This window comes from Qipengyuania sp. BR81-2 (assembly GCF_055693895.1).
Genome location: NZ_CM146344.1, coordinates 497,665 through 519,857 on the forward strand (window position 1 = coordinate 497,665; position 22,193 = coordinate 519,857).

Here is a 22,193-nt window from a genome sequence, read left to right on the forward strand (position 1 = left end):
CGCAATCTGGGTTGTCCGGCACAAACCGGCAAGCAGCGAAAGATCGCCGCTCGGATAGGAGAAGTTTGAACGCAGCACAATGGCGCAGACGGGGTATTTCGCCCGCCTGCAACCGTATGCGATCACATGGAAAAGCCTATCGCGATCCGCTGCTCAACAGGCGATAGCCCCAGGCCGGCAGAGCCACCTCGTGGCCCTCCCCGATGGAGACGCGCTGCCCACTCTCGAAGTCGGTGTACTGGCCTTCGGGAAGCGCATCGGAGAAGGTCGCCTCCAGCGGTTCGCCGCTCATGTTGAAAAGGCCGAGGACCTTGTTGCCATCCTCCTGTCTGACCCACGCGAAGAGCTGCTCGGGTGCCGAGTTCTCGACCTTGTGCATGACCGCACCCCACTGCCCGTTCTCGAGCGCCGGATTGGCCTTGCGGAAGTCGATCAGCCGCGCGAGCAAATCGCCGTAGTCACAGCTCTCGCCCTGGCTCCAGTCGATCGGGTCGCGCTCGAAGAATTCGAGCCGCTTGGCGTTGCAAGCCTCCATCCCGTTGTGGATCAGGGGCAGGCCCTCGCCCGTGAAGGAAAGCGCGGTCATCGCCTCGAGAGCAGGACCGTAGTTCTCCTCCATCGTGCCTTCCCACGCATTGCTGTCGTGGTTCTCGATATAGGTCATGCGCATGGCTTCGCGCGGCCATAGGCTCTCGTTCTCGGCGTAGTATCCGTAGAAGCTGGTCGCATTGCCCTTGCCCTGCGACACGTTCTTGGTCGTGTTGTGCCAGTCCCAGGCATAGGTCGCATCGAAGGCCTCGTGGTGGAAGCCGCTCTGCTGCACTTCGCCCAGCATGAAGACCGGCTTGATCGCATCGAGCCGCGCACGCGCGGTTTCCCAGAAATCGAGCGGGACGTAGCCCGCAACGTCCGCGCGGTAGCCATCGATGTTGAATTCGCGGACCCAGTACTCCATCGCTCCCCCGACATGCTCGCGCACGCCGGGCTTCGACCAGTCGAGATCGATGATGTCGGACCAGTCCCACCAGGGGGTCGGGCGGAAATCGCCGTCCCAGGTCTTTTCGTACCAGTCGGGGTGCTCACTGCGTAGCGGGTGGTCCCAGGCGGTGTGGTTGGCGACAAGGTCGAGGATGACCTTGAAGCCCTGCGCATGAGCGGCATCGACGAAAGCGCGGAACTCTTCTTCCGTGCCGAATTCTGGGTTCACGCCATAATAGTCGAGCACCGAATAGGGGCTGCCGAGCGTGCCCTTGCGGTTTTCCTCGCCGATCGGGTGGATCGGCATGAGCCAGAGGATGTCCACGCCAAGCTCCTTCAGACGCGGCAGTTCTTCCTGCGCGGCCTTGAAGGTTCCTTCCTCGGTGAAATGGCGGGTGTTGATCTGGTAGAGCACGGCATCGCGCGACCATTCGGGATGTTCGATGGTTACTTTGCTCTGCGATTCCCAGCCGGTCGCTTCCGGCTCATCCGCCGTGGAGCCCATGGCATAGGCACCGCCGGCAAGGGCAAGGGCTGCGGCACCTGCAATCAGCTTACGCATGAACTTTCTCCTGCGGGATGGCGGCCTTGACGCGCTGCATTGCGAACGCGGCGATGAGCCAGGAAGCGGCGGCGAACAGCATCGTCCACACCGGTTCACCGGGGAACAGCCAGAGCATGAGCTGGCCCATCACGGTCGCCACAAGCAGCTGAGGCACGACGATGAAGACGTTGAACAGTCCCATGTAGATGCCGAGCTTGGCCTGCGGCAGGTTCGAAGCGAGAATGGCATAGGGCATGGCAAGGATGCTGGCCCACGCGATCCCGATGCCCACCTCTGCCAGAAGCAGCGTATTCGCATCGCGTACGAAGAAGAACATCAGGAAGCCGACCGCGCCCAGCGACAGGCAGATCGAGTGGGTCATCACCTGACCGAATTTGCGGCTGAGCACCGGAAGCAGGGCAAGCGCGGCGATTGCGGCCACGCCATTGTAGACAGTGAAGAGCACGTTCACCCAGTTCGCGCCCTCGTTATAGGCGATGCTCGCCGTGTCGGTGCTGCCGAAGACGTACTGGGTCACGACGGGCGTCGTGTTGATCCACATGATGAAGAGCGCCGACCAGCTGAAGAACTGCACCAGCGCAAGGCGCTTCATCACCTCGGGCATGCCCGCGAAATCGCCCACGATGCTGGAGAGCATGTTCGCGGACTGGCCCTTCTTGGCCATCGAGATCGCGATGGCACTAAGGAGGCCGTAAACCACCAGCAACGCGCCAAGGAGGTACATCTCCTTCTGAAGATCGAGCGCCTGCACAAGCAGCACGAGCGCCGCGCCAGCGAAAATCCAAACGGCGCTCGAAGCGGTCGATTTAGCCGCAAGCGCCCGGATCGGCTGCGCAGTGTCAGCCTCAGCCTCTTCGCCGAATGCCGCCATTTCCTCGGGCGAGAATTCCTTCGTGGTCACGATGGTCCACATGACCGCGGTGAACAGGGCGAACGCGCCGAACCAGAAACTGTACTTCACCGTGTCGGGAATGCCGCCGTCAGGCGCCACATTGGCGACCCCCATCTGCTCGAGGAAGTAGGGAAAGATAGACCCCACCACCGCGCCTGCGCCGATAAAGGCGGTCTGCACTGCATAGCCCGCGCTATGCTGGTCGGTGTTGAGCATGTCGCCCACGAAGGCGCGAAAGGGCTCCATCGAGACGTTTAGTGAGGCATCGAGCACCCACAGCATAGCTGCAGCGAAGAACAGCGGGTACGCGAAGGCTGGGCTAAGCGGCATCACGAAGAGAGACAGGGCGGCGAAGATCGCACCGGTCAGGAAGTATGGGCGGCGACGGCCGAGACGATTCCATGTCTTGTCGGACAAGTGCCCGATGATCGGCTGGACGATGAGGCCTGTCAGCGGAGCAGCGACCCAGAGCGCGGGCAAGTCGTCCATGCTCGCGCCGAGCGTCTGGAAGACACGGCTCATGTTCGCATTTTGCAGCGCGAAACCGATCTGGATGCCGAAAAAGCCGAAGCTGATGTTCCACAGCCCGGCGAAACCCTGCCGGGGCTTCTCGCGCAAAGTCGCGTCCATAATTCTCTATTCCTCGTCCCACCCGGGTCTTCGCCCGGTCTCCAATTCGATGAAAGCTGGCACGAGAACCGGCGTGAGGCCACTACGTATACGAATACGCGGGCCCCTAGCTTCCAGTGCTTCCCCGGATGACCAGCTTGCCCGGCAGTTTGCGCGGGGGAAGGTCGCGCCCCTCGACCTGCGCCAAGAGCGTTTCGACCAGCGCCTCACCCGCACCGCGTACGTCCTGCATGATCGTAGTGAGCGGCGGCGTCGTCAGGGACGCGGCGGGAATATCGTCGAAGCCCACGACCGCGACATCATCGGGCACGCGCTTTCCGGCTTCTGCCAACGCGCGCATCGCCCCGATGGCGATGAGGTCGCTCGCAGCGAAAATCGCGTCGAAGGACTGTCCGCTTTCCACGAGCGCCTTCGCCGCGGCATAGCCCGCTTCTTCGGTCGTGATAGCGTCATACTGGAGCGACTTGTCCTCCGCGACACCCGCCGATTTCAACGCCTCGCAAAGCCCCGAATACCGCCCGGCAAACTCCGGATACTGCTCGCCCGCATGGCCTAGGAAAGCGATGTGCTTGCGCCCCTTCGAGATCAGGTGTTCGCCCGCGAGACAGCCCGCCTGGACATTGTCTGTCCCCACAGTCGCGCCGCTGCTGTCCATGGAAACGGAGCCCCAGCGCGCGAAATGCGTACCCTGCTCCTCGAGCTGGTCGAGCCGCTCGCGATAAAGCGTGTAATCACCATAACCGAGCAGGATCAGCCCGTCGGCGCGGTGGCTGTCCTGGTACTGGACATGCCAGTCGTCTTCCATCTGCTGGAAGGAGATCAGCAGGTCGAGCCCGCGATTGGCGCAGGCGCGCGTGATCGATCCGAGCATTCCGAGGAAGAACGGATTGATCATGCTCTGGTCGGGAGTGGGATCCTCGAAGAACAGCAGCGCAATCGTGTTGGACCGCTGCGAGCGCAACGAAGAGGCGTTCTTGTCGACCGTGTAATTGAGGTCGCGGGCGATCTGGCGGATCTTTTCGCGGGTCTTTTCGCTGACCGACTTGTCGCCGCGCAGAGCCCGGCTCACCGTGGGCTGCGAGACCCCGGCCGCATAGGCAATATCGAAACTGGTGGGCCGTCCGGTCGGCTTGCGTCCCATGTCTCTCCCCGCAGGAGGCCGCAACACGGCCCTACGGGCCGACCTTAGGCAGCGTCTGGAGGCAAAGCAAACATGCAAGGTTGCCAAAGTCTAGGAAAAGCGCGGGTTTCCGAAACTTTCATAATGTGAACGTTCACTGTTGTTTTTGTGCACCAAGCGCCAGAGGGCCGCAGGGTGCGTATACGTATGCCGTCTATGCGTATGACAATCCCGAGACATACTTGTGGGCGCAGAGCAACCGGTGCGCAAACCGGACTCGCATGAGGATTTTCCGGTCCGGGACTGCCCAAACCACGGCACGGACCACAGGGGAGAGGATTACAAGACATGGCATTCCGCAAGCAGCTTTCCGGCGTCAGCGCGTCGGCTGTCGCACTGGCACTCGCCGGGGGCTTCCCGACGATCGCCTCCGCGCAGACGACCCAGCCCGAAACTCCCGATACCGTCAGCGAAGGACAGCCCGTCGCCGATGAAGACGAGGACGATCAGGTCATCATCGTCAGCGGTTTCCGCGAATCGCTCGCAACCTCGGTTGCAGAGAAGCGTCGCAGCGACCTGATCCTTGAATCGGTGACCGCAGAAGACATCGGCAAGCTGCCCGACGACTCGATCGGTGAATCGATCGCCCGCCTGCCCGGCGTGACTTCGCAGCGCCTCAACGGCCGCGCAAACGTCATCGCTATCCGCGGCCTCGGCCCCGACTTCTCGCAGACTCTTCTCAACGGCCGCGAGCAGACCTCGACCGGCGACAACCGCGCCGTCGAATTCGACCAGTATCCCTCGGAAGTCGTCAACCAGGTTGTCGTCTACAAGAGCCCGTCGGCCAGCCTCGTCGGCCAGGGTCTTGTCGGTACGATCGACGTCCGCACCATCCGTCCGCTCGAAGCACCCGAGACCATTCTCGCGATCGGTGCCAAGGGCAGCTACGCCGACCTGGGCGCGCTCAACGCAGGTTCGGAAGAATTCGGCTACCGCGTGAACGGCACTTATGTCGATCAGTTCGCCGACGACACCGTGGGTCTCGCCCTTTCGGCAGCCTACACCGACGAACCCTACCAGCTGCAGGAATTCAACGCCTGGGGCTATGCCGGCGACGGTACGCCGGGCAATCCATTCGTCATCGGCGGCAACAAGAGCTTCGTAACCTCGACCCAGCTCCAACGCTTCGGTGTGAATGGTACGCTGCAGTACCAGGCGAGCCCGAACGTCATGCTGACGCTCGACGGCTTCTACTCGAACTTCGACGATGATCAGTCGAAGCGCGGCATCGAACTTCCTCTCGGCTTCGGCGCCTTCGGCACCACCTTCGATCCCTCGACCGCAACCGTGGTCGACGGCCCCTTCGGCGGCTTCGCCGAAGCCGGCACCTTCGAAAACGTCGAAGGCGTGGTCCGCAACGACGTCTTCCAGCGCAAGGCAGACCTCTACTCGGGCGGCTTCAACGTCGACTACGAAGGCGATGACGGCTGGAGCGCATTCCTCGACTTCGGCTACTCGCGCACCGACCGTGAAGAGCTGAGCATCGAGAGCTACTCGGGCACCGGTTACAACGCCGGCGTCGGCGCTACCGACACCATCGGCTTCATCTCGAACACGCAGGGCACCAGCTTCAGCCCGACGCTCGACTATTCCGATCCCACGCTGATCGTCCTGACCGACCCGCTCGGCTGGGGTGGCAGCCGCGTTCAGGCCGGTTACTATAACAACCGCATCATCGACGACGAGCTGTTCCAGTATCGCCTCGGTGTCGCCAAGGAAGTCGACAGCTTCATCTCCAAGGTGAACTTCGGCCTGAGCTACACCGATCGTGCCAAGAGCCTGACCCCGGACGAATTCTTCGTTTCGCCGGCTGGCGGTGCGACCGAAGTTGCGATCCCCTCGGGCGCGCTGCTTCGTTCGACCGATCTCGGCTACCTCGGCCTCGGCCCGATCGTCAGCTACGACGTTCGCGAGCTGATCGCGGACGGCACGCTGATCCTCGATCCGAACACCTCGAACGATATTCCGGCCAAGGCCTACGGCATCACCGAAAAGCTGATGACCGCCTACCTGCAGTTCGACGTCCAGCAGGACATCGGCGGCGGCGAGATCACCGGTAACTTCGGTGTCCAGGCGATCAACACCGAGCAGAACTCGACCGGCCTCGCCTTCGTCGATCTCGACGGTGACGGTTCGCAGGACCGCGTCGACCTCTCGCTGGGCGACAACTTCTGGGACGTCCTGCCTAGCGCCAACCTCTCGCTGCGACTCGACAGTGGCTGGGTGTTCCGCCTGGCAGCAAGCCGCCAGATCCAGCGCCCTCAGCTCGACGACCTTCGTGTCGCCATCGGTTACGGCATCAACAACAACGTGGCTGACAGCCCGACCGGCCTCGCACCGTTCATCAGCGGTGGCGGCGGTAACCCGCTGCTTCGCCCGTACCGTGCGAACGCGATCGACTTCAACATCGAGAAGTATTTCGCCGGCGGTGCAGGCGTGATCGCCGCGCAGGTCTTCTACAAGGACCTCGTGAGCTACATCGACGGTTCGCGCGTGGTGTTCGATTACGCTCCGTTCCCGATCCCTGCCGGCCAGACGCCTGCAACCACCATCGGCTTCCTCGACTCCGAGGTGAACACTGGCGGCGGCGACTTCTACGGTGCGGAACTCTCGGCGACGATCCCGTTCGACGTCTTCACCGAGGCGCTCACCGGCTTCGGTGTGACCGGTGGTGCCGGCTACACCAAGACCAAGGTTGAGAATGCCAATGGCGACATCGACCAGATCCCGGGCTACTCGGAATGGGTCGCCAACGGCACGGTCTACTATGACCTCAACGGCTTCAGTGCCCGCGGCAGCGTGCGCTACCGTTCGGAATTCCTTGCCGACTTCACCGGCTTCGGCGGATCGCCCACGCGCCGCCTGGCCCGTGCAGAGACGATTGTCGATGCACAGATCGGTTACGAGTTCCAGCCGGGCAGCGCCCTCGAAGGCCTTTCGGTCTACGTGCAGGGACAGAACCTTACGAACGCACCGTTCGTGTCACAGTTCAACGTGCCCGAGCCGCGCGCTGTGATCGACTACCAGGAATACGGCCGCCGTTTCCTGGCAGGGTTCACCTACAAGTTCTGATTTCCTCCCGGCCGGGTGCGGCTTGCCGCGCCCGGCCACCCTTGGAACATCAGCACTTCCGGCTTACTCGAACCGCCTTTCAGGGTGGTGAGGTGACGACGTGAGCGAGCAAGACCCCTTCAAGATTGTCATTGCCGGAGGCGGAACCGCCGGCTGGATGGCAGCATCCTTGCTCGCTCGCTTCTCACCGGCGCATTTCGAAATCGAACTGGTCGAGAGCGAGACAATCGGCACCGTCGGCGTCGGCGAAGCCACGATCCCGCAAATCCGCCACTTCAACCAGGCCCTCGGCATCGACGAGGCCGAATTCCTCCGAGAAACCAAGGGCAGCTTCAAGCTCGGTATCGCCTTCGACGGATGGATGGGTGACGGTCATAGCTACATGCATGCCTTCGGCCAGGTCGGCCGCGGCGCGGGGCTCCTGCCCTTCCACCAGCACTGGCTGCGGGCCAAGAAACTCGGCCATGCGCGCCCGCTTGCACATTACTCGCTGAACGAGATCGCGGCGCGCGCTCTGCGCATGCCAGCTCCCGGCGGCCCCGAGCTGCCCTATGCCTATCACTTCGACGCCGGCCTCTACGCCGCCTTCCTGCGCCGCTTCTCCGAAGCGCGCGGCGCCACGCGCACCGAAGGCCTTATCGAAAGCGTCGAGCGCAATGGCGAGACCGGCGATATCGCCGCCCTCACCCTCGATGGCGATCGCCGTATCGAGGGCGACCTCTTCATCGATTGCACCGGCTTCCGGGGTCTCCTCATCGAAGGCGCGATGGAAGCGGGCTTCGACGACTGGTCGCATCTCCTTCCGTGCGATCGCGCTGTCGCTGTGCCCTGTTCCGGCGGCGGCGATTTCACCCCCTACACCCGCTCGATCGCGCGCGAGGCCGGCTGGCAGTGGCGCATCCCGCTGCAGCACCGCATCGGCAATGGCTACGTCTTCTCGAGCGCGCATATCTCCGAAGACAAGGCCGCCGAAACGCTGCTCGCCAATCTCGACGGCGAGGCCGACGGCACTCCGCGAGTCCTCAAGTTCACCACCGGCAAGCGCCGCCGCCAATGGGTCGGCAACTGCATCGCGCTGGGCCTTGCCGCCGGTTTCATGGAGCCGCTGGAATCGACCAGCATCCATCTCGTCCAGAGCGCGCTTGCGCGGGTTCTGCAGCTGCTGCCTTCAGGACGTCCCGATCCGGCTCTGGTCGACCATTTCAACGCGCAGGCCGATTTCGAGTGGACCCGCATCCGCGATTTCCTTGTCCTGCATTACTGGGGAAACGGGCGTCAGGGTCAGCCATTCTGGGACGCGATGCGCGCGCTCGACCTGCCCGACACGCTGAGCGCCAAGATCGGGCAATGGCGTGCCGGTGGTCATATCCACCGCGAGCATGAAGAGCTCTTCACCGAGGTCGCCTGGTTTCAGGTCCTCGCCGGACAGGGCGTCGAGGCGGATGGCTACAATCCGCTGGCCGACGCCATGCCGAAAAACGAACTCGTCGGGCTGCTGGCCTCGACCGAAGAACAGATGGTTCGCGCCGCAAACGCGATGCCGCAGCACGTCGAAGTGCTCGGCAAGTTGGTGTCGCAAGCCGCTCAGAAGGAGAATGTCGCGTGAAACTCAAAGCTGCCCTCCCCATGATCGCGCTTGCCGCCTCCGCCTGTGCCCATGCGCAGAACCCTGTGCCTGCAGCGCCCGCCGACACGAGCTTCCGCGATCGCGCGCCCTCCGAAGAGATCGTCTATTTCGTGCTGCCCGACCGTTTTGAGAATGGCGACACGTCGAACGATCTTGGCGATTTCACCGGCGGCCCACTCGATCATGGCTTCGACCCCACCCACAAGGGGTTCTTCCATGGCGGCGACCTTGCCGGCCTCACCCAGCGGCTCGACTATCTGGAGGGGCTTGGCGTCACCGCGATCTGGTTCGCACCGATCTTCCAGAACAAGCCGGTTCAGGGCCCCGAAGGTGGCGAGAGCGCAGGCTATCACGGTTACTGGGTGACCGACTTTACCCGCCCCGACGGCCACTTCGGCAGCCGCGCGGAATTCAAGGCCTTCGTGGATGCGGCGCACGCTCGCGGGATGAAGGTCTATATGGACATCATCACCAACCACACCGCGGACGTGATCCGCTACGCGGAGGGCGACGAGACCGGTTACGCCTACCGCAGCAAGGGCGATTTCCCCTATTCGCGCAAGGGCGGCATCGACGGTCCTGCGATCAACGAAGGCTTCGCGGGTGACGAGGATCGCAGTGAAGCAAACTTCGCCAAGCTGACCGATCCTTCCTACGCCTATACGCCGGTCGTCCCAGCGGCGGAAAAGGACGTGAAAGTACCCGCCTGGCTCAACGATCCGATCTACTATCACAACCGCGGCGACACGACCTTCACCGGTGAGAGCAGCCGGCAGGGAGATTTCGTGGGCCTCGATGATCTGTTTACCGAGCACCCGCGCGTGGTCGAAGGCATGATCGACATCTACGCCGGTTGGATCCGCGATACCGGCATCGACGGTTTCCGCGTCGACACCGCGCGCCACGTGAACCCCGAGTTCTGGCAGAAATTCGTCCCCGCCATGCTCGAGACCGCCGAGGCCGCAGGCATCCCGAACTTCCACATCTTCGGCGAAGTTTACCGCGACGATCACGACAATGGCTACATCGCGCAGTACACTCGCCGCGACGGTTTCCCCGCAGTGCTCGATTTTGCCTTCCAGCAGGGCATCCGCGAGACGGTGAGCATGGGTAAGGGCACCTATATCCTCAACGAGCTGTTCGACGGAGACGTGCTCTATGAAGGCGGCGAGGAAGCCGCTCTCGACATGCCGACTTTCCTCGGCAACCACGACATGGGCCGCTTCACCACCATGCTGCGCTGGGACAACGAGGACATCTCCACCGACGAGATGCTGGCCCGTACAAAGCTTGCCCACGCCATGCTTATGACGCTGCGCGGTTCGCCGGTGATCTATTATGGCGCAGAGCAGGGTTTCGTCGGCGACGGCAACGACCAGGCAGCGCGCGAGGACATGTTCCCCAGCCGCACCGACAGCTATAACGACAACACGCTGATCGGCACCGATGCGACCACAGCGGTCAGCAATTTCGACACCACCCACCCGCTCTACCGCCTGATCGCCGAGCTTTCCGACGTGCGCCGCGCGCATGATGCGCTCAGCCGTGGCCGCCAGGTGGTGCGCCACTACGGGCAGGAAGCCGGCATTTTCGCCGCCAGCCGCTTCGATCCGGAGGACGGGCGCGAGTACCTTCTCGTCTTCAACACGAGCGGCGAAACGCAAAGCGCGAATGTGACGCTGGGCTACGATGCCCGCAGTTTCGAAGCGCTTTCGGGCACGTGCCCTGCTGCAGTGAGCGCCCCGGGAAGCGCAGCCTTCACCCTCCCCGCCTTCGGTTGGGCAGTTTGCCGCGTGTCGGAGCGCGCCGAATGAGCCAGGCGGGCGAAGCCTCCCGCCTCCCCTGGTGGAAAGGCGCGACGATCTACCAGATCTATCCGCGCAGCTTCCGCGATTCCAACGGAGACGGCATTGGGGACCTGCCCGGCATCACCGAGCGCCTGCCGCATATCGCGGAGCTGGGGATCGACGCGATCTGGGTCTCGCCTTTCTTCAAGTCGCCGATGAAGGATTTCGGCTACGATGTCTCGGACTATGCCGCGGTCGATCCGATCTTCGGCGATCTCGAAGACTTTGATGCAATGGTCGCGCGCTCTCACGAGCTTGGCCTCAAGGTCCTGATCGACCAGGTCTATTCGCACACCTCCGACGAGCATGAGTGGTTCGCCGAGAGCCGCTCCAGCCGCGATAATCCCAAGGCGGACTGGTATGTATGGGCGGAGGCCAAGCCCGACGGGTCGCCGCCGTCGAACTGGCAATCTGTCTTCGGCGGTCCGGCATGGACGTGGGACGCGCGCCGCGGGCAGTACTACCTGCACAATTTCCTGAGCTCGCAGCCGCAATTGAACCTGCACAACCGCGAGGTGCAGGACGCCGTGCTTGGCGTGATGCGTTTCTGGCTTGAGCGCGGCGTCGACGGCTTCCGCATCGATGCGCTCAATTTCGCGATGCACGACCCGCAGCTGCGCGACAATCCGCCCGCGCCCGCTAATGGCAAGGCGCGCACGCGGCCGTTTGATTTCCAGATCAAGAAATACAACCAGAGCCATCCGGACATTCCCGCATTCATCGAGCGCATCCGTTCGATGACCGACGAGTTCGACGGCATCTTCACCGTGGCCGAGGTCGGCGGGGACGATGCCGTGCGCGAGATGCGGCTGTTCACCGATGGCGAGACGCATCTCAATTCGGCCTACAGCTTCAACTTCCTCTACGCCGATGCGCTGACGCCCGAGCTCGTCTGCTGCTCGCTCGCCGAATGGCCCGACGAGGAGCGTCTCGGCTGGCCGAGCTGGGCCTTCGAGAACCACGATGCACCGCGTGCCCTCAGCCGCTGGTGCGAACCGCACGAGCGCGATGCATTCGCACGTTTGAAGGCGCTGCTGCTCGTCAGCCTGCGCGGCAATGCGATCTTCTACTATGGCGAGGAACTGGGCTTGACGCAGGTCGATATTCCCTTCGACCAGCTCCACGATCCCGAAGCGATCGCCAACTGGCCGCTCACCCTCAGCCGCGACGGCGCACGCACGCCCATGCCGTGGAGCGACAGCGCCTGCGCCGGATTCGGCAGCACCACGCCGTGGCTGCCATTTGGCGAGGAAAACCGCTCCCGGCCGGTCGAAGCGCAGCGGAAGGACAAGGATTCGCTCCTTAACTTCACCCGCGAGGCGATCGCCCTGCGCAAGGCCAACCCGGCACTGCACCACGGACGCGTCGCATCCTGCGATCACGAAGGCGACCTGCTGGTCTTTTCGCGCGAGGCCGGTGGACAACGGCTCGAATGCCGCTTCAACCTCGGCTCAAAGCCAGTTTCGCTCGATAATTGCCAAGGCCGCGTTTTGATGGCTATCAATGGCGCGAGCCAAAGCGAATTGCCGGCCCATGCCGCAATCATAACGGAGATCTCCGCATGAACCGCCTTGCTCTTTTCTTGGGCGCTGCCCTCCTACCGCTCGCAACGGCAGCGCAGGCCGAGACCGTTTCCTCGCCCGATGGCCGCATCAAGGTGACCGTCGACGCGGATGGCGAAGGCATTCCCTATTACGAGGTCACCCGCGACGGCGTGCCGATCATCGCCAAGTCGAACCTCGGCTTCAGTTTCACCGATGCCGATCCGATGCGCCGCAACTTCGAGGTCGTCGGCTTCCGCGAGCAGGCTAGCAACAGCACCTGGGAACAGCCCTGGGGCGAGCAGCAGTGGGTCATCGACAGCCATAACGAGCTCGCCGTCACCTTCCGCGAGAAGGACGACACTCCGCGCCAGATCACCGTGCGCATGCGCGTTTTCGACGACGGGATCGGTTTCCGCACCGAGTTTCCCGACAGCGTCGAACAGCCGGTTTACAACATTTCGGATGAGCTGACCGAGTTCAACATCGCCAGCGACGGTACCGCCTGGTCGATCCCGGCAGGTGACTGGAACCGCTACGAATATCTCTACGCCAAGACCCCGATCAGCGCCCTGTCGACCGTGCACACGCCGGTCACCATGGTGCTGGCCAACGGCACGCACCTATCGTTCCACGAGGCGGCGCTGGTGGACTATTCGGGCATGTGGCTGCGCAGGGTCGACGGCACGCGCCTGCGTGCCCAGCTCGCGCCGAGCCCGCGCGGACCCAAGGTCATTCGCGAAGGCGCTTTCACGACGCCGTGGCGCACGATCCAGATCAGCTCGAACGCCAAGGGCCTGTTCGAGAGCGACATCATCCTCAACCTCAACGAACCCAACAAGCTCGGCGATGTCAGCTGGTTCACGCCGCACAAATACATCGGCATCTGGTGGGGCATGCATCTCGATATCGAGAGCTGGGCGAGCGGCGAGAAGCACGGCGCGACCACCGAAAACGCCAAGAAATACATTGATTTCGCTGCCGAGCATGGTTTCCGCGGCGTACTTATCGAAGGCTGGAATGTCGGCTGGGACGGCAATTGGTTCGGCAATGGCCGCGAGTTCAGCTTCACCGAGGCCTATCCCGATTTCGATATCGCCGAATTGGCCCGCTACGCCGAGGAAAAGGGCGTGAAGATCATCGGCCACCACGAGACCGGCGGCAACATCAAGGTCTACGAGGAACAGCTCGAGGACGCGATGGCGTTCTACCAGTCGCTCGGCATCGATGCGGTCAAGAGCGGCTATGTCGCCGATGCGGGCGGCGTGATCGCGCCCTATGGCGAAGGCGGCATGGGCGAGACCTTCGTGTGGCATGACGGGCAGGAAATGGTCCGTCACCACCTCAAGGTCGTCGAGGAGGCCGCCGAGCATCAGATCGCGATGAACCCGCACGAGCCGATCAAGGACACGGGCCTTCGCCGCACCTATCCCAACTGGGTCAGCCGGGAAGGCGCTCGCGGTGCGGAATACGATGCCTGGGCGGTGCCGAAGAACGATCCGGGTCACGTTCCCGAGCTCATCTTCACGCGCATGCTTTCGGGACCGATGGACTATACGCCGGGCGTCTTCTCGCTCGAGGGTCGCGGTGCGACCGCCCCCGACCTTCCGAGCACGCTCGCACGTCAGCTCGCGTTTTACGTGACGATCTATTCGCCGATCCAGATGGTCGCCGACCTGCCCGAAAACCTCGTCAAATACCCGCGTGCGCTCGACTTCGTGAAGCGCGTGCCGGCAGACTGGGCCGAAAGCATGCTGGTTGACGGCAAGGTGGGCGAATACGCCGTCATTGCACGCCGCGATCGCAATACGCTCAACTGGTATGTCGGAGCAGTGACCGACGAGGCCGAGCGCAATGTGAGCGTGCCGCTGTCATTCCTCGATCCGGGCAAGAGCTATGCCGCGACCATCTGGCGCGACGGGGCCAATGCCGACGGCCAGGGCGAAGATCGCCATGCAATGGAAGTCGAGAGCAGGACCGTCACATCCGACCAGACGCTCGACCTGCGGATTGCACCTGCAGGTGGCTTCGCGATCGAATTCGTGCCGCAGGGGTGATCCGCGCGTTCGCCATCGTCCTGATGGGGGTCGCACTGGCCTCCTGCGACGTCGAGTTGCTCCCGGCCCCGGCAGGGCATTCGCAGACGATCGAGCTCGAGAATATCGCGGCCGAAGGCCTGCCCGACCAGCGGGTGACCGTCTGGCTGCCGCCCGAGTACGAGGAGGATGCGGAGCGCCGCTTCCCCGTCCTCTACATGTGGGACGGCCAGAACCTCCTCGATCCCGCTCAGACGCATTACGGCAAAGCCTGGATGATCCAGGACGTGCTGAAGGGTCTCGTCGCGGCAGGCGAGGCCGAACCGCACATCGTCGTCGGCATCTGGTCGCCCGACGGCATGGACCGGTATCGGGTCTACGTCCCGCAGTTCGTCGAGAATGCAGACGGCACGATCGCCAAGAACGTCGCCGAAATGGCGGGCGGGCCCGTCGCCTCGCGGCGCCAGCTGGACTGGGTGGCCGATGACCTCACCGCCCGTATCGACGATCAGTACCGGACCATTGCCGATCCCGTAGCGCGCACCATCGCGGGCGCGAGCATGGGCGGCGTGATGAGCTGTTTCGCCATCATCGAACGGCCCGACGTCTTCGACAGGGCGGGCTGCATCAGCGCGCATTTCGCGCTCGTCGCGCCGGAGATCGCAGATGGTGACGCCGCGCAGGTCGAACGCCTCTGGGACGAGTACCTGACGGCCAAACTCGGCGCACCTGACGGTCGCCGCGTGTGGATGGATCACGGCACCGTGGGCCTCGATGGCTATTACGCACCTTGGCAGGAAGCGGTCGCGGCGGATTTCCGCCGCCTCGGTTGGCAGGAAGGCGAGAACTTCACCGCACGTGTCTACGAAGGCGCGGAGCATGACGAGATCGCTTGGAACCGCCGCATGCCCGAGGTCCTCCGCTGGCTCTGGCGCGACGAATGAGCGAAGCCAGCCCTCCTCACGTGGTCGTCCTCGGCGGCGGCAGCGCAGGCTGGATCACCGCCTGCCTGCTGCATAAGGAATGGGGCGCACGCGGCGGCAAGGTCACGGTCGTCGAGAGCCCCGCGATCGGCATCATCGGCGTGGGCGAAGGTTCGACACCGCAGCTCAAGGCATTCTTCGACCACCTCGGCATCGACGAAGGCGAATGGATGGATGCCTGCGATGCCACCTACAAGCTCGGCATCCGATTTTCGGGCTGGAGCGAGGCGGAAGGCTGCGAAAGCTACTTCCACCCCTTCCCCGGCCCCATCGACCTCCACAGCGAACCCGGTTTCACGCATAACTGCGCGCTGCGGCGGCGAGGCGGCGACGTGCCTGCCCATCCCGACGACTGGTTCCTGGCAAGCGTCCTCGCGGAAGGCCGCAAGTCGCCGCATTCGGGCAAGAATTTCCCCTTCCCGCCCAGCTACGGCTATCACTTCGATGCCCACAAGCTCGGCGGCTTCCTGCGCGAATGGGCAGTGGCACGCGGTGTCGAGCATCGCCCGCTCAAGGTCGAAGACGTCGAACATACGCAGGACGGCGATATCGCAGCGCTTTTGTGCGAAAACGGCGAGCGCATCGAGGGCGATCTGTTCGTCGATTGCTCGGGCTTCGCATCGATCCTGGCCCAGAAGAAGCTCGGCATGCGCTTCATTTCCTTCGGCGAGAACCTTTTCAACGACCGTGCCGTCGTCATGCCCACACCTCACCGCGAACCGCCCCGCCCGCAGACCGATGCAATCGCCATGCGAGCCGGCTGGCGCTGGTCGATCCCCTCACCACGCGTGTGGGCAATGGTTATGTCTATTCCTCGCGTCACACCTCGGACGAGGAGGCGGAGGCCGAATTGCGCGCCGCTATCGGCATGGAGGACAGCGATACCGACGCGCGCTTCCTTTCGATGAAGGTAGGGCGCGTGGAGGACAGCTGGACACGCAACTGCCTCGCCGCGGGGCTATCGCAGGGTTTCATCGAGCCGCTCGAGGCGACCGCGCTCCATATCGTGATCTATACTGCGCTCGATTTCGCCAAGGCGTACGAGGCGGGCGGCTTTGCCGCTCAGCACCGCGACACGTTCAATCGCCGGATCGCCGCGCGCTACGACGGGATCCGCGACTACATCGTCGCGCACTACCGAATGAACCGGCGCACCGACAGCGACTACTGGCGCGAGAACGCGGCGAACGACACCCTGCCGGACGGCCTCAAGGCGATGATGACCGCCTGGTTCACGCACAAGGACATCGCCGAGACGAACCGCGCCGCCAACGGCGAACAGCCCGCCTATTCGCCGATGAGCTGGCATTGCCTGTTTGCAGGCTACGGCTGCTTCCCGCCTGCCGAGAAGCTCCAGCCCCTGCCACAGGGTGTCGAGGCCGCCGATATCGAGGCGACGCGCAGGATGCTGGCGGCATGCGCCGGCAATTTCCCGCCCTACGAACCCGTTTGATACGAAAGGGGCGACAGGATCGCTCCTGCCGCCCCTGAAATCACTATGTCAGGCCTGATCAGCTCTGCGGATCGGGCGTATCGTCGGGTCCGGGATTATCGGTGCCCTGCACCACTTCGCCCGACTGGAAGATCGGCCCTTCGGTCGGGAGCGTGACGACCGGCTCGCCGTCGGCGCCCGTTTCATCGGTAGCGATCACGACCGGGGTCTGGCCCGTCGCGGGCGGCAGGTCGACAGGCGCCTGGGGCTCACCCGTAGCAGTGACCGGCGCGGTTGCCGGCATGGTGCCGACAAGCGTTTCGCCTGGCTCGACCTCGACATTGGGGTCCAGCGGGTTGGTGTAACCCTGCACCGTGGTGGTTACCGTCGGCGGGCCGTACTGCGAATCCCAAGCGGCGAGATCGACGCGGTATTTCTCGTAGGCACGGAAGAAGTCCTCGAACACGGCCTCGATACGGGGCAGCGCGCTGGCCGCGAACACTTCGAGATCGCCCGGCGCAACGGTCACGACCTCGGTGCTGACGGCATGCGCCACGTCGCAGAAGTCCTCCTTCGCGGGCGGGAGCGCGAAGTAGTTGTAGACCTGCGTCATATAGGAATCCTGCACGTCGCGGTAGGTCGCACCATAACGCTGGCGGAACTCGCTCTGCAGCGCGCGGTTCGTCGCAGAAAGCTCGCGCGCGTGGATCTTCAGCTTGTTGCTGTAATTGTCGACCAGCGTGCCATGCTTGGCCGCCTGGCAATTGAGCGCGGCGACATTGAGCGCGCTGCGCAGGTTCCACGTCGTTTGCGCAGGGGTCAGGTTCGCATTGACCGTCTGGCGTACGCCAGTGGGCGCAACCATCGGGATCGTCATGCTGTTCGTCGCGCCACCCGGAGGGGTCGGGCGCGGCGGGATGACGACTGCCGGAGGCGGAGGAGGCGGTGGGGGAGGAGGCGGTGGCGGCGGCGGTGGCGGTGCGCAGGCTGCAATCGCTGCGAGGCCTGCAGCGAGCGCTGCAAGGCGAATGGTATGGTTTGAACTACGGCTCACGGTGCGCCGACCCTCCTTTGGTATCCCATCTTCTCTCATCACGCATTGACGAGGGATGAAGCTGGAAGTTTCCTAGCCATATCAGTCGGCAAAGAAAATGCCCGGGGCGAGAGTTTCGCCCCGGGCACGATCAAGCGTCTTGCGCCTGCGTTCAGTGGTGCGCGATTACTCGCGGTTGCCGAGGAACTGCAGGAGGAAGAGGAAGAGGTTGATAAAGTCGAGATAGAGGCTGAGAGCGCCCATCACGACAGCCTTGCCGGCCATCTCGGTACCGCGGAGGTACTGGTACTCGTTCTTCAGGCGCTGCGTGTCGTAGGCGGTGAAGCCTGCGAAGATCAGCACGCCGAGGATCGAAATCACCAGGCTCATCGCGCCCGACTGGAAGACGAAGGCGTTGAGCAGCATGGCCACGATTATGCCGATCAGGCCCATGAGCAGGAAATTGCCCCAGCCCGAAAGGTTCTTCTTCGTGGTGTAGCCGAACAGGCTCAGGCCGGCGAAGGCAGCGGCAGCGGCGAAGAATGCCGAAGCGACCGATTCACCGGTGTAGATCGCGAAGATCGTCGAGAGCGAGAGGCCCATAAGGACCGCGAAGCCCCAGAACATCGCCTGCAGCGTGGTCTTGCTGAAGCGTGCCACGCCGCCGAAGCTGATCACGAGGATGAAGGCGAGCGGAGCAAGCTTGATCACCCAGCCGAGGCCGGTGACCTGCAGCGAGCGACCGTAAGGCGTCTGCACGACGTTGAAGGCCGCTTCGAACAGCGCGGTGTTGACGAACAGCAGCGAGACGATGCCGGTCAACAGCACGCCCGAGGCCATCATGTTGTAGATCGAGAGCATGTGCTGGCGCAGGCCAGCATCGAAAGTGGTGCCACGCGCAACGGCGTCGCCCGCACGCGGCACGGACGTTGCGTGCTGTGAACGGTCGGTGTCGTTCCAATCGGCCATTACAATTTCTCCTTAGCGCGGGGACGAATTCGCATCCCGCTTCTGCGAACAATATCGGTTCTTAATCGCAGAATTTCAAGCGAAACCGGAATGGTTGTGCCTAACGCAATTTAACTGTCTTTTCCGGCAGTTTTGCGTGCTTCGCGGCCCATTTCGATACCGCGGTCGCGCGCCGCGCCGAGGCATTTCGTCATCAGGCGCACCAGCGCGCCCTCATCGTCGAGAACGTCCAGGCCCTTTTGGGTCATGCCGCCGGGGCTGGCGACGCGGCTTGCAAGCTCGCGCGGTGTATGTTCGGATGCTGAGGCGAGAGCGCCTGCCCCATCGACCATCTGTACCGCAAGCCGCTGCGCCTGGGCTTCTTCGAGGCCAAGCTCGCTCGCGGCCGACGCGAGCGCATCGATGAAGCGATAGACGAAGCCCGGCCCCGATCCGGCGAGCGCAGTCACAAGCTCGAACTGGCTCTCGTCCGGCAACCATTCCGCGCTCCCGAGATCCTCGGCAAGCGCGGTGACGGCAGCCCGGTCCCTCTCGCCAAGCCCCCGCTCGACCAGTGCATTGGGCGACTTGCCCAGCGCCACCGCGAGATTGGGCATGAAACGCACCCAGCCCCGCGCATCAGGCAGTTCTTCGGCAAGGGTTTCGAGCTCCACGCCGGCGAGGATCGAGAGCACGATTCCGCCGCGCACCACGCCCGCCATGCCGGGTGCGATATCGCCCAGCATGTGCGGCTTGAACCCCAGCAAAACCGCATCGAACGACCTATCCGGAATTTCGTTGGTGAAGGTGATCCCTTGAGGCACGTCCTTCAGGCGCGGATTGTATGCGGTGATGCGAGCAGGATCCATGCCTGCACGAATCCAGCCGTCGACCATTGCAGCCGCCATGGTGCCGTAACCGTAGATCAGTATGTCCATGCGCGGCAGTTGTAGTGCGCTGGAAGGCAGCTTCAAGCCTCTCCGGCGGCGTCCACCATTGCCGATTTGAGGGCATCGCGCGGATCCTTGTCGCCCCAGAGCACGAACTGGAAGGCGGGGTAGAAGCGATCGCACTCCTCGACCGCGATCTCCACGAGCGACTGCGCCTGGTCGAGACCTAGCATCCCGTCACTGCCGAGCAGCGTTCCGTTGCGATAGAGAAGTACGCCGCCGTTCGACCAGATATCGAAATGGCCGAGCCACATTTGCTCGTTCGCCAGCGCTACCAGTTCCTGCGCGGCTGCCTGCTTCTCGTTGGAGATGCGGATATCGGGCAGGCACAGGATCTGGAGAACATTGTCCTCGCCGCGCCAGATCGCGCGCAACTGGTATTTCGCCCAGCTGCCCTGGATTTCGCCGCTGATTTCTTCCGCAGTCGCCTCGCAAGGCCAGCCACGCGCTTCGAACAGCGCCACCAGCATATCGAGCGGTGCTGCGTCTTCCTCGACTTCGAATCTGGCGTCGACGGCGCGCATCAGGGGAGATTTCTCAAGCTCATGGCAACCATGTGCCGAACCGGCCCGCCGATTGGCAATCGGACCGCCGCAGGCTCTTGGGGAGAAACCAAGCCGCTTGTGCAAACCCTGTGCACAAGCACCACTTTACGGATAGCGGCGCAAATCAGTCGAGTTCGGCGATTTCCTGCCCGTCTTCGCTGGTGAAGGGGAAGGTGTCGATCCCAAGTTCATTCAGGCGGTTGACCATGGCGCGCGCTTCGTCGCGGGTGTCGAAGGGACCGGCGAGCAGCCGGTTCGCCTCGCCCCACGGCGTGGTGAACGGGCCTCTGCCATTGAGTGCGCCTTGCGAGTTTCGAAGGATCCGGCGCCAGTCGAATCCCAGCGCGCGCAGATCGCGACCCGTCGCCACCTGCACCCAATGGCGCTCGGGATGGCGTTCGACCACGGGAGCGGCCGGCGCGCCTTCCAAGGGGGAAATACGTTCACCTTCGGCGCTGGTGAAAGGGAAGGAATCGATCCCATTCGCCCTCAGGCGGTTGACGACCTCCCTAGCCTCGGCCGCGCTGTCATAGGGTCCGGCAAGCAGCCGGTTGGCCTCGCCCCAGGGGGCGGTGAAGGCGCTCTTGCCCGACAATTCGCCGCCAGCATTTCGGCTGATCCGGCGCCAGTCGAAACCGAGCGCGCTGATATCCCTGCCCGTGGCGACCTGCACCCAGTGGCGGGCAGGCGCTGCAGGCGGAGGAGGCTCGTCCACCTCGCGCGGTGCCTCAATGGCAGTGATGTCGACCGCCCCGGTGCGCGGCGCCGTCGTTCCCGTCGCCGCGAGATCGAAGTTTGCAAATGCGTCATCGACGCTCTGGGCCGGCGCTGGTCGCGGCGGAGGTGGCGGCGGAGGAGGAGGAGGAGGAGGCGGCGGGGCCGGTGCAGGCGCCGGAGTCGGCGTTGTTGTCGGCGTCGGCGTCGGCGTCGGGGCGGGGTCTGCTGCAGCCTGTTGCGGCCTCCTGCGCAATTGCGTGCGCTCTAGCGGATCGGAAGCGCGGCGGGCGCGACGTTCCTGTGCCTCGCGAACCCGACCGAGTGCCGGACCGCTTGGCGCAAGCGAAGCGTCAGCATTGCGCACGCTCGCCGTCGAGGACCCTTCATATGCAGCGATATCGGCATCGTCCCGCCCGATCAGTGCGGTTCGCGGGAACACACCGAGCGATCCCGCCGCGGCCTGCTGCGCCGAAGTCAGGCGCGGCATGTAGCGCAGATAGGGCTCGATACGGTTCGCGGCGGGAGCGCGCATCATGTCATTGGCGATCTGGACCGCTGCATCCCCTTCGCCGAGGATCGCGAGGCCGAAAGCGCGGGTGCGGAACGCGGCGAGGTCGCCTTGCTCGAGCAACGGCAGAAGGGTCGCTTCGAAACCGGGCTTGTCGCCCGAAATCGCCTGGCTCAGTGCGAGGTGGCGGCGCACCTCGGGATCGTCTTCGGCGGACAGCGCCAGCCGGTAGAGTTCCTGCGCGCGGGCATTGTCGCCCACGAGATCGAATGCGAGCGCGCGATCCGCCGCCATGGTTGCCTCGGCAATCCCGCCCTGCTCTGCACGGGCGAACAGCCTGAGTGCCTCGACCGGTCGGCGCGAGCGCGTATAAGCGCGGGCAAGGCCCAGCGAGACGCGGGAATTGGAGGGAGCAATGTCCTCTGCCCTGCCGAAGAACCCGATCGCAGCGGCAATATCGCCGAGCTTGAGCGCGGCCTCACCGGCATCGATGAGCGCCGCGACGTCACCCGAATTGCGCGCAAGGCGCTGGAGCGCATCGCCCAGTTCCTGTGCCCCCGGCGCAGGCAGGGCCTGCACGACTTCCTGCGCCGAAGCAGGCGCAAGGCCTGCGACCAGTGCCGAGGCGGCTACGCCGGCCGCCCAATACATACGAGACTTGCGAACCATGTTGCCTTTCAAACGCACCAAGGGGCGCGAAGGTTCAGGC

Annotated in this window: 14 protein-coding genes and 1 pseudogene; 7 read left to right on the forward strand and 8 right to left on the reverse strand. The window is 63.8% G+C overall.

Going from position 1 to position 22,193, the window contains the following annotated elements:
• Positions 1-136: 136 nt before the first annotated feature.
• The 3 genes from ACZ1G8_RS02550 to ACZ1G8_RS02560 form a co-directional block, all read right to left on the reverse strand.
• Positions 137-1,540: an alpha-amylase family glycosyl hydrolase gene (locus ACZ1G8_RS02550; RefSeq protein WP_472680262.1), complete on the reverse strand. Its 1,404-nt coding sequence runs from the start codon at positions 1,538-1,540 to the stop codon at positions 137-139.
• Positions 1,533-3,065: an MFS transporter gene (locus ACZ1G8_RS02555; RefSeq protein ID WP_472680263.1), complete on the reverse strand. Its 1,533-nt coding sequence runs from the start codon at positions 3,063-3,065 to the stop codon at positions 1,533-1,535. The genes ACZ1G8_RS02550 and ACZ1G8_RS02555 overlap by 8 nt, the downstream gene beginning before the upstream one ends.
• A gap of 106 nt (positions 3,066-3,171) precedes the next feature.
• Positions 3,172-4,206, reverse strand: a complete 1,035-nt coding sequence (locus ACZ1G8_RS02560; RefSeq protein ID WP_472680264.1) for a LacI family DNA-binding transcriptional regulator — start codon at positions 4,204-4,206, stop codon at positions 3,172-3,174.
• 327 nt (positions 4,207-4,533) lie between these two features.
• Here ACZ1G8_RS02560 and ACZ1G8_RS02565 point away from each other — a divergent pair, with 327 nt between their 5' ends.
• From ACZ1G8_RS02565 to ACZ1G8_RS02595, 7 genes and pseudogenes are all read left to right on the forward strand, one after another.
• A complete protein-coding gene (locus tag ACZ1G8_RS02565) occupies positions 4,534-7,317 on the forward strand; it encodes a TonB-dependent receptor (RefSeq protein ID WP_472680265.1) in 2,784 nt (927 codons plus the stop codon).
• 157 nt (positions 7,318-7,474) lie between these two features.
• Positions 7,475-8,923, forward strand: a complete 1,449-nt coding sequence (locus ACZ1G8_RS02570) for a tryptophan halogenase family protein (protein WP_472681162.1) — start codon at positions 7,475-7,477, stop codon at positions 8,921-8,923.
• Between the two features lie 20 nt (positions 8,924-8,943).
• The gene (locus tag ACZ1G8_RS02575; RefSeq protein ID WP_472681163.1) at positions 8,944-10,758 is read left to right on the forward strand and encodes an alpha-amylase family glycosyl hydrolase; all 1,815 of its coding nucleotides are present in this window, start codon (positions 8,944-8,946) and stop codon (positions 10,756-10,758) included.
• A complete protein-coding gene (locus ACZ1G8_RS02580; RefSeq protein WP_472680266.1) occupies positions 10,755-12,356 on the forward strand; it encodes an alpha-amylase family glycosyl hydrolase in 1,602 nt (533 codons plus the stop codon). The genes ACZ1G8_RS02575 and ACZ1G8_RS02580 overlap by 4 nt, the downstream gene beginning before the upstream one ends.
• Positions 12,353-14,389 carry a glycoside hydrolase family 97 protein gene (locus ACZ1G8_RS02585; RefSeq protein WP_472680267.1) on the forward strand — a complete coding sequence of 679 codons (2,037 nt, stop codon included), beginning with the start codon at positions 12,353-12,355 and terminating at the stop codon, positions 14,387-14,389. The genes ACZ1G8_RS02580 and ACZ1G8_RS02585 overlap by 4 nt, the downstream gene beginning before the upstream one ends.
• Entirely contained in the window at positions 14,386-15,312 is a 927-nt protein-coding gene (locus tag ACZ1G8_RS02590) for an alpha/beta hydrolase (protein ID WP_472680268.1), read from the forward strand. Before ACZ1G8_RS02585 ends, ACZ1G8_RS02590 begins: the two co-directional genes overlap by 4 nt.
• Positions 15,309-16,804 (forward strand): annotated as a pseudogene (locus ACZ1G8_RS02595) (tryptophan halogenase family protein). The gene ACZ1G8_RS02590 and the pseudogene ACZ1G8_RS02595 overlap by 4 nt, the downstream one beginning before the upstream one ends.
• A gap of 58 nt (positions 16,805-16,862) precedes the next feature.
• Here ACZ1G8_RS02595 and ACZ1G8_RS02600 read toward each other — a convergent pair.
• The 5 genes from ACZ1G8_RS02600 to ACZ1G8_RS02620 all read right to left on the reverse strand — a co-directional run bounded on the left by ACZ1G8_RS02600 (position 16,863) and on the right by ACZ1G8_RS02620 (position 22,153).
• On the reverse strand, positions 16,863-17,837 hold the full coding sequence (locus ACZ1G8_RS02600; protein WP_472680269.1) for a hypothetical protein: 975 nt from the start codon (positions 17,835-17,837) through the stop codon (positions 16,863-16,865).
• Between the two features lie 165 nt (positions 17,838-18,002).
• A complete protein-coding gene (locus tag ACZ1G8_RS02605) occupies positions 18,003-18,785 on the reverse strand; it encodes a Bax inhibitor-1/YccA family protein (protein ID WP_472680270.1) in 783 nt (260 codons plus the stop codon).
• Between the two features lie 110 nt (positions 18,786-18,895).
• A complete protein-coding gene (locus tag ACZ1G8_RS02610) occupies positions 18,896-19,702 on the reverse strand; it encodes a pyrroline-5-carboxylate reductase family protein (RefSeq protein ID WP_472680271.1) in 807 nt (268 codons plus the stop codon).
• A 32-nt stretch (positions 19,703-19,734) separates the two neighbouring features.
• Positions 19,735-20,238, reverse strand: coding sequence for a type III secretion system chaperone family protein (locus ACZ1G8_RS02615; protein WP_472680272.1), 504 nt, complete (start codon positions 20,236-20,238; stop codon positions 19,735-19,737).
• A 145-nt stretch (positions 20,239-20,383) separates the two neighbouring features.
• Positions 20,384-22,153 carry a tetratricopeptide repeat protein gene (locus tag ACZ1G8_RS02620; protein ID WP_472680273.1) on the reverse strand — a complete coding sequence of 590 codons (1,770 nt, stop codon included), beginning with the start codon at positions 22,151-22,153 and terminating at the stop codon, positions 20,384-20,386.
• Positions 22,154-22,193 lie beyond the last annotated feature (40 nt).

Excerpts from the sequence above, each read along its gene's own strand:
- ACZ1G8_RS02550 (WP_472680262.1), bottom strand. The coding sequence starts at position 1,540 with ATGCGTAAGCTGATTGCAGGTGCCGCAGCCCTTGCCCTTGCCGGCGGT.
- ACZ1G8_RS02555 (WP_472680263.1), bottom strand. The coding sequence starts at position 3,065 with ATGGACGCGACTTTGCGCGAGAAGCCCCGGCAGGGTTTCGCCGGGCTG.
- ACZ1G8_RS02560 (WP_472680264.1), bottom strand. The coding sequence starts at position 4,206 with ATGGGACGCAAGCCGACCGGACGGCCCACCAGTTTCGATATTGCCTAT.
- ACZ1G8_RS02565 (WP_472680265.1), top strand. The coding sequence starts at position 4,534 with ATGGCATTCCGCAAGCAGCTTTCCGGCGTCAGCGCGTCGGCTGTCGCA.
- ACZ1G8_RS02570 (WP_472681162.1), top strand. The coding sequence starts at position 7,475 with ATGGCAGCATCCTTGCTCGCTCGCTTCTCACCGGCGCATTTCGAAATC.
- ACZ1G8_RS02575 (WP_472681163.1), top strand. The coding sequence starts at position 8,944 with ATGATCGCGCTTGCCGCCTCCGCCTGTGCCCATGCGCAGAACCCTGTG.
- ACZ1G8_RS02580 (WP_472680266.1), top strand. The coding sequence starts at position 10,755 with ATGAGCCAGGCGGGCGAAGCCTCCCGCCTCCCCTGGTGGAAAGGCGCG.
- ACZ1G8_RS02585 (WP_472680267.1), top strand. The coding sequence starts at position 12,353 with ATGAACCGCCTTGCTCTTTTCTTGGGCGCTGCCCTCCTACCGCTCGCA.
- ACZ1G8_RS02605 (WP_472680270.1), bottom strand. The coding sequence starts at position 18,785 with ATGGCCGATTGGAACGACACCGACCGTTCACAGCACGCAACGTCCGTG.
- ACZ1G8_RS02610 (WP_472680271.1), bottom strand. The coding sequence starts at position 19,702 with ATGGACATACTGATCTACGGTTACGGCACCATGGCGGCTGCAATGGTC.
- ACZ1G8_RS02615 (WP_472680272.1), bottom strand. The coding sequence starts at position 20,238 with ATGCGCGCCGTCGACGCCAGATTCGAAGTCGAGGAAGACGCAGCACCG.
- ACZ1G8_RS02620 (WP_472680273.1), bottom strand. The coding sequence starts at position 22,153 with ATGGTTCGCAAGTCTCGTATGTATTGGGCGGCCGGCGTAGCCGCCTCG.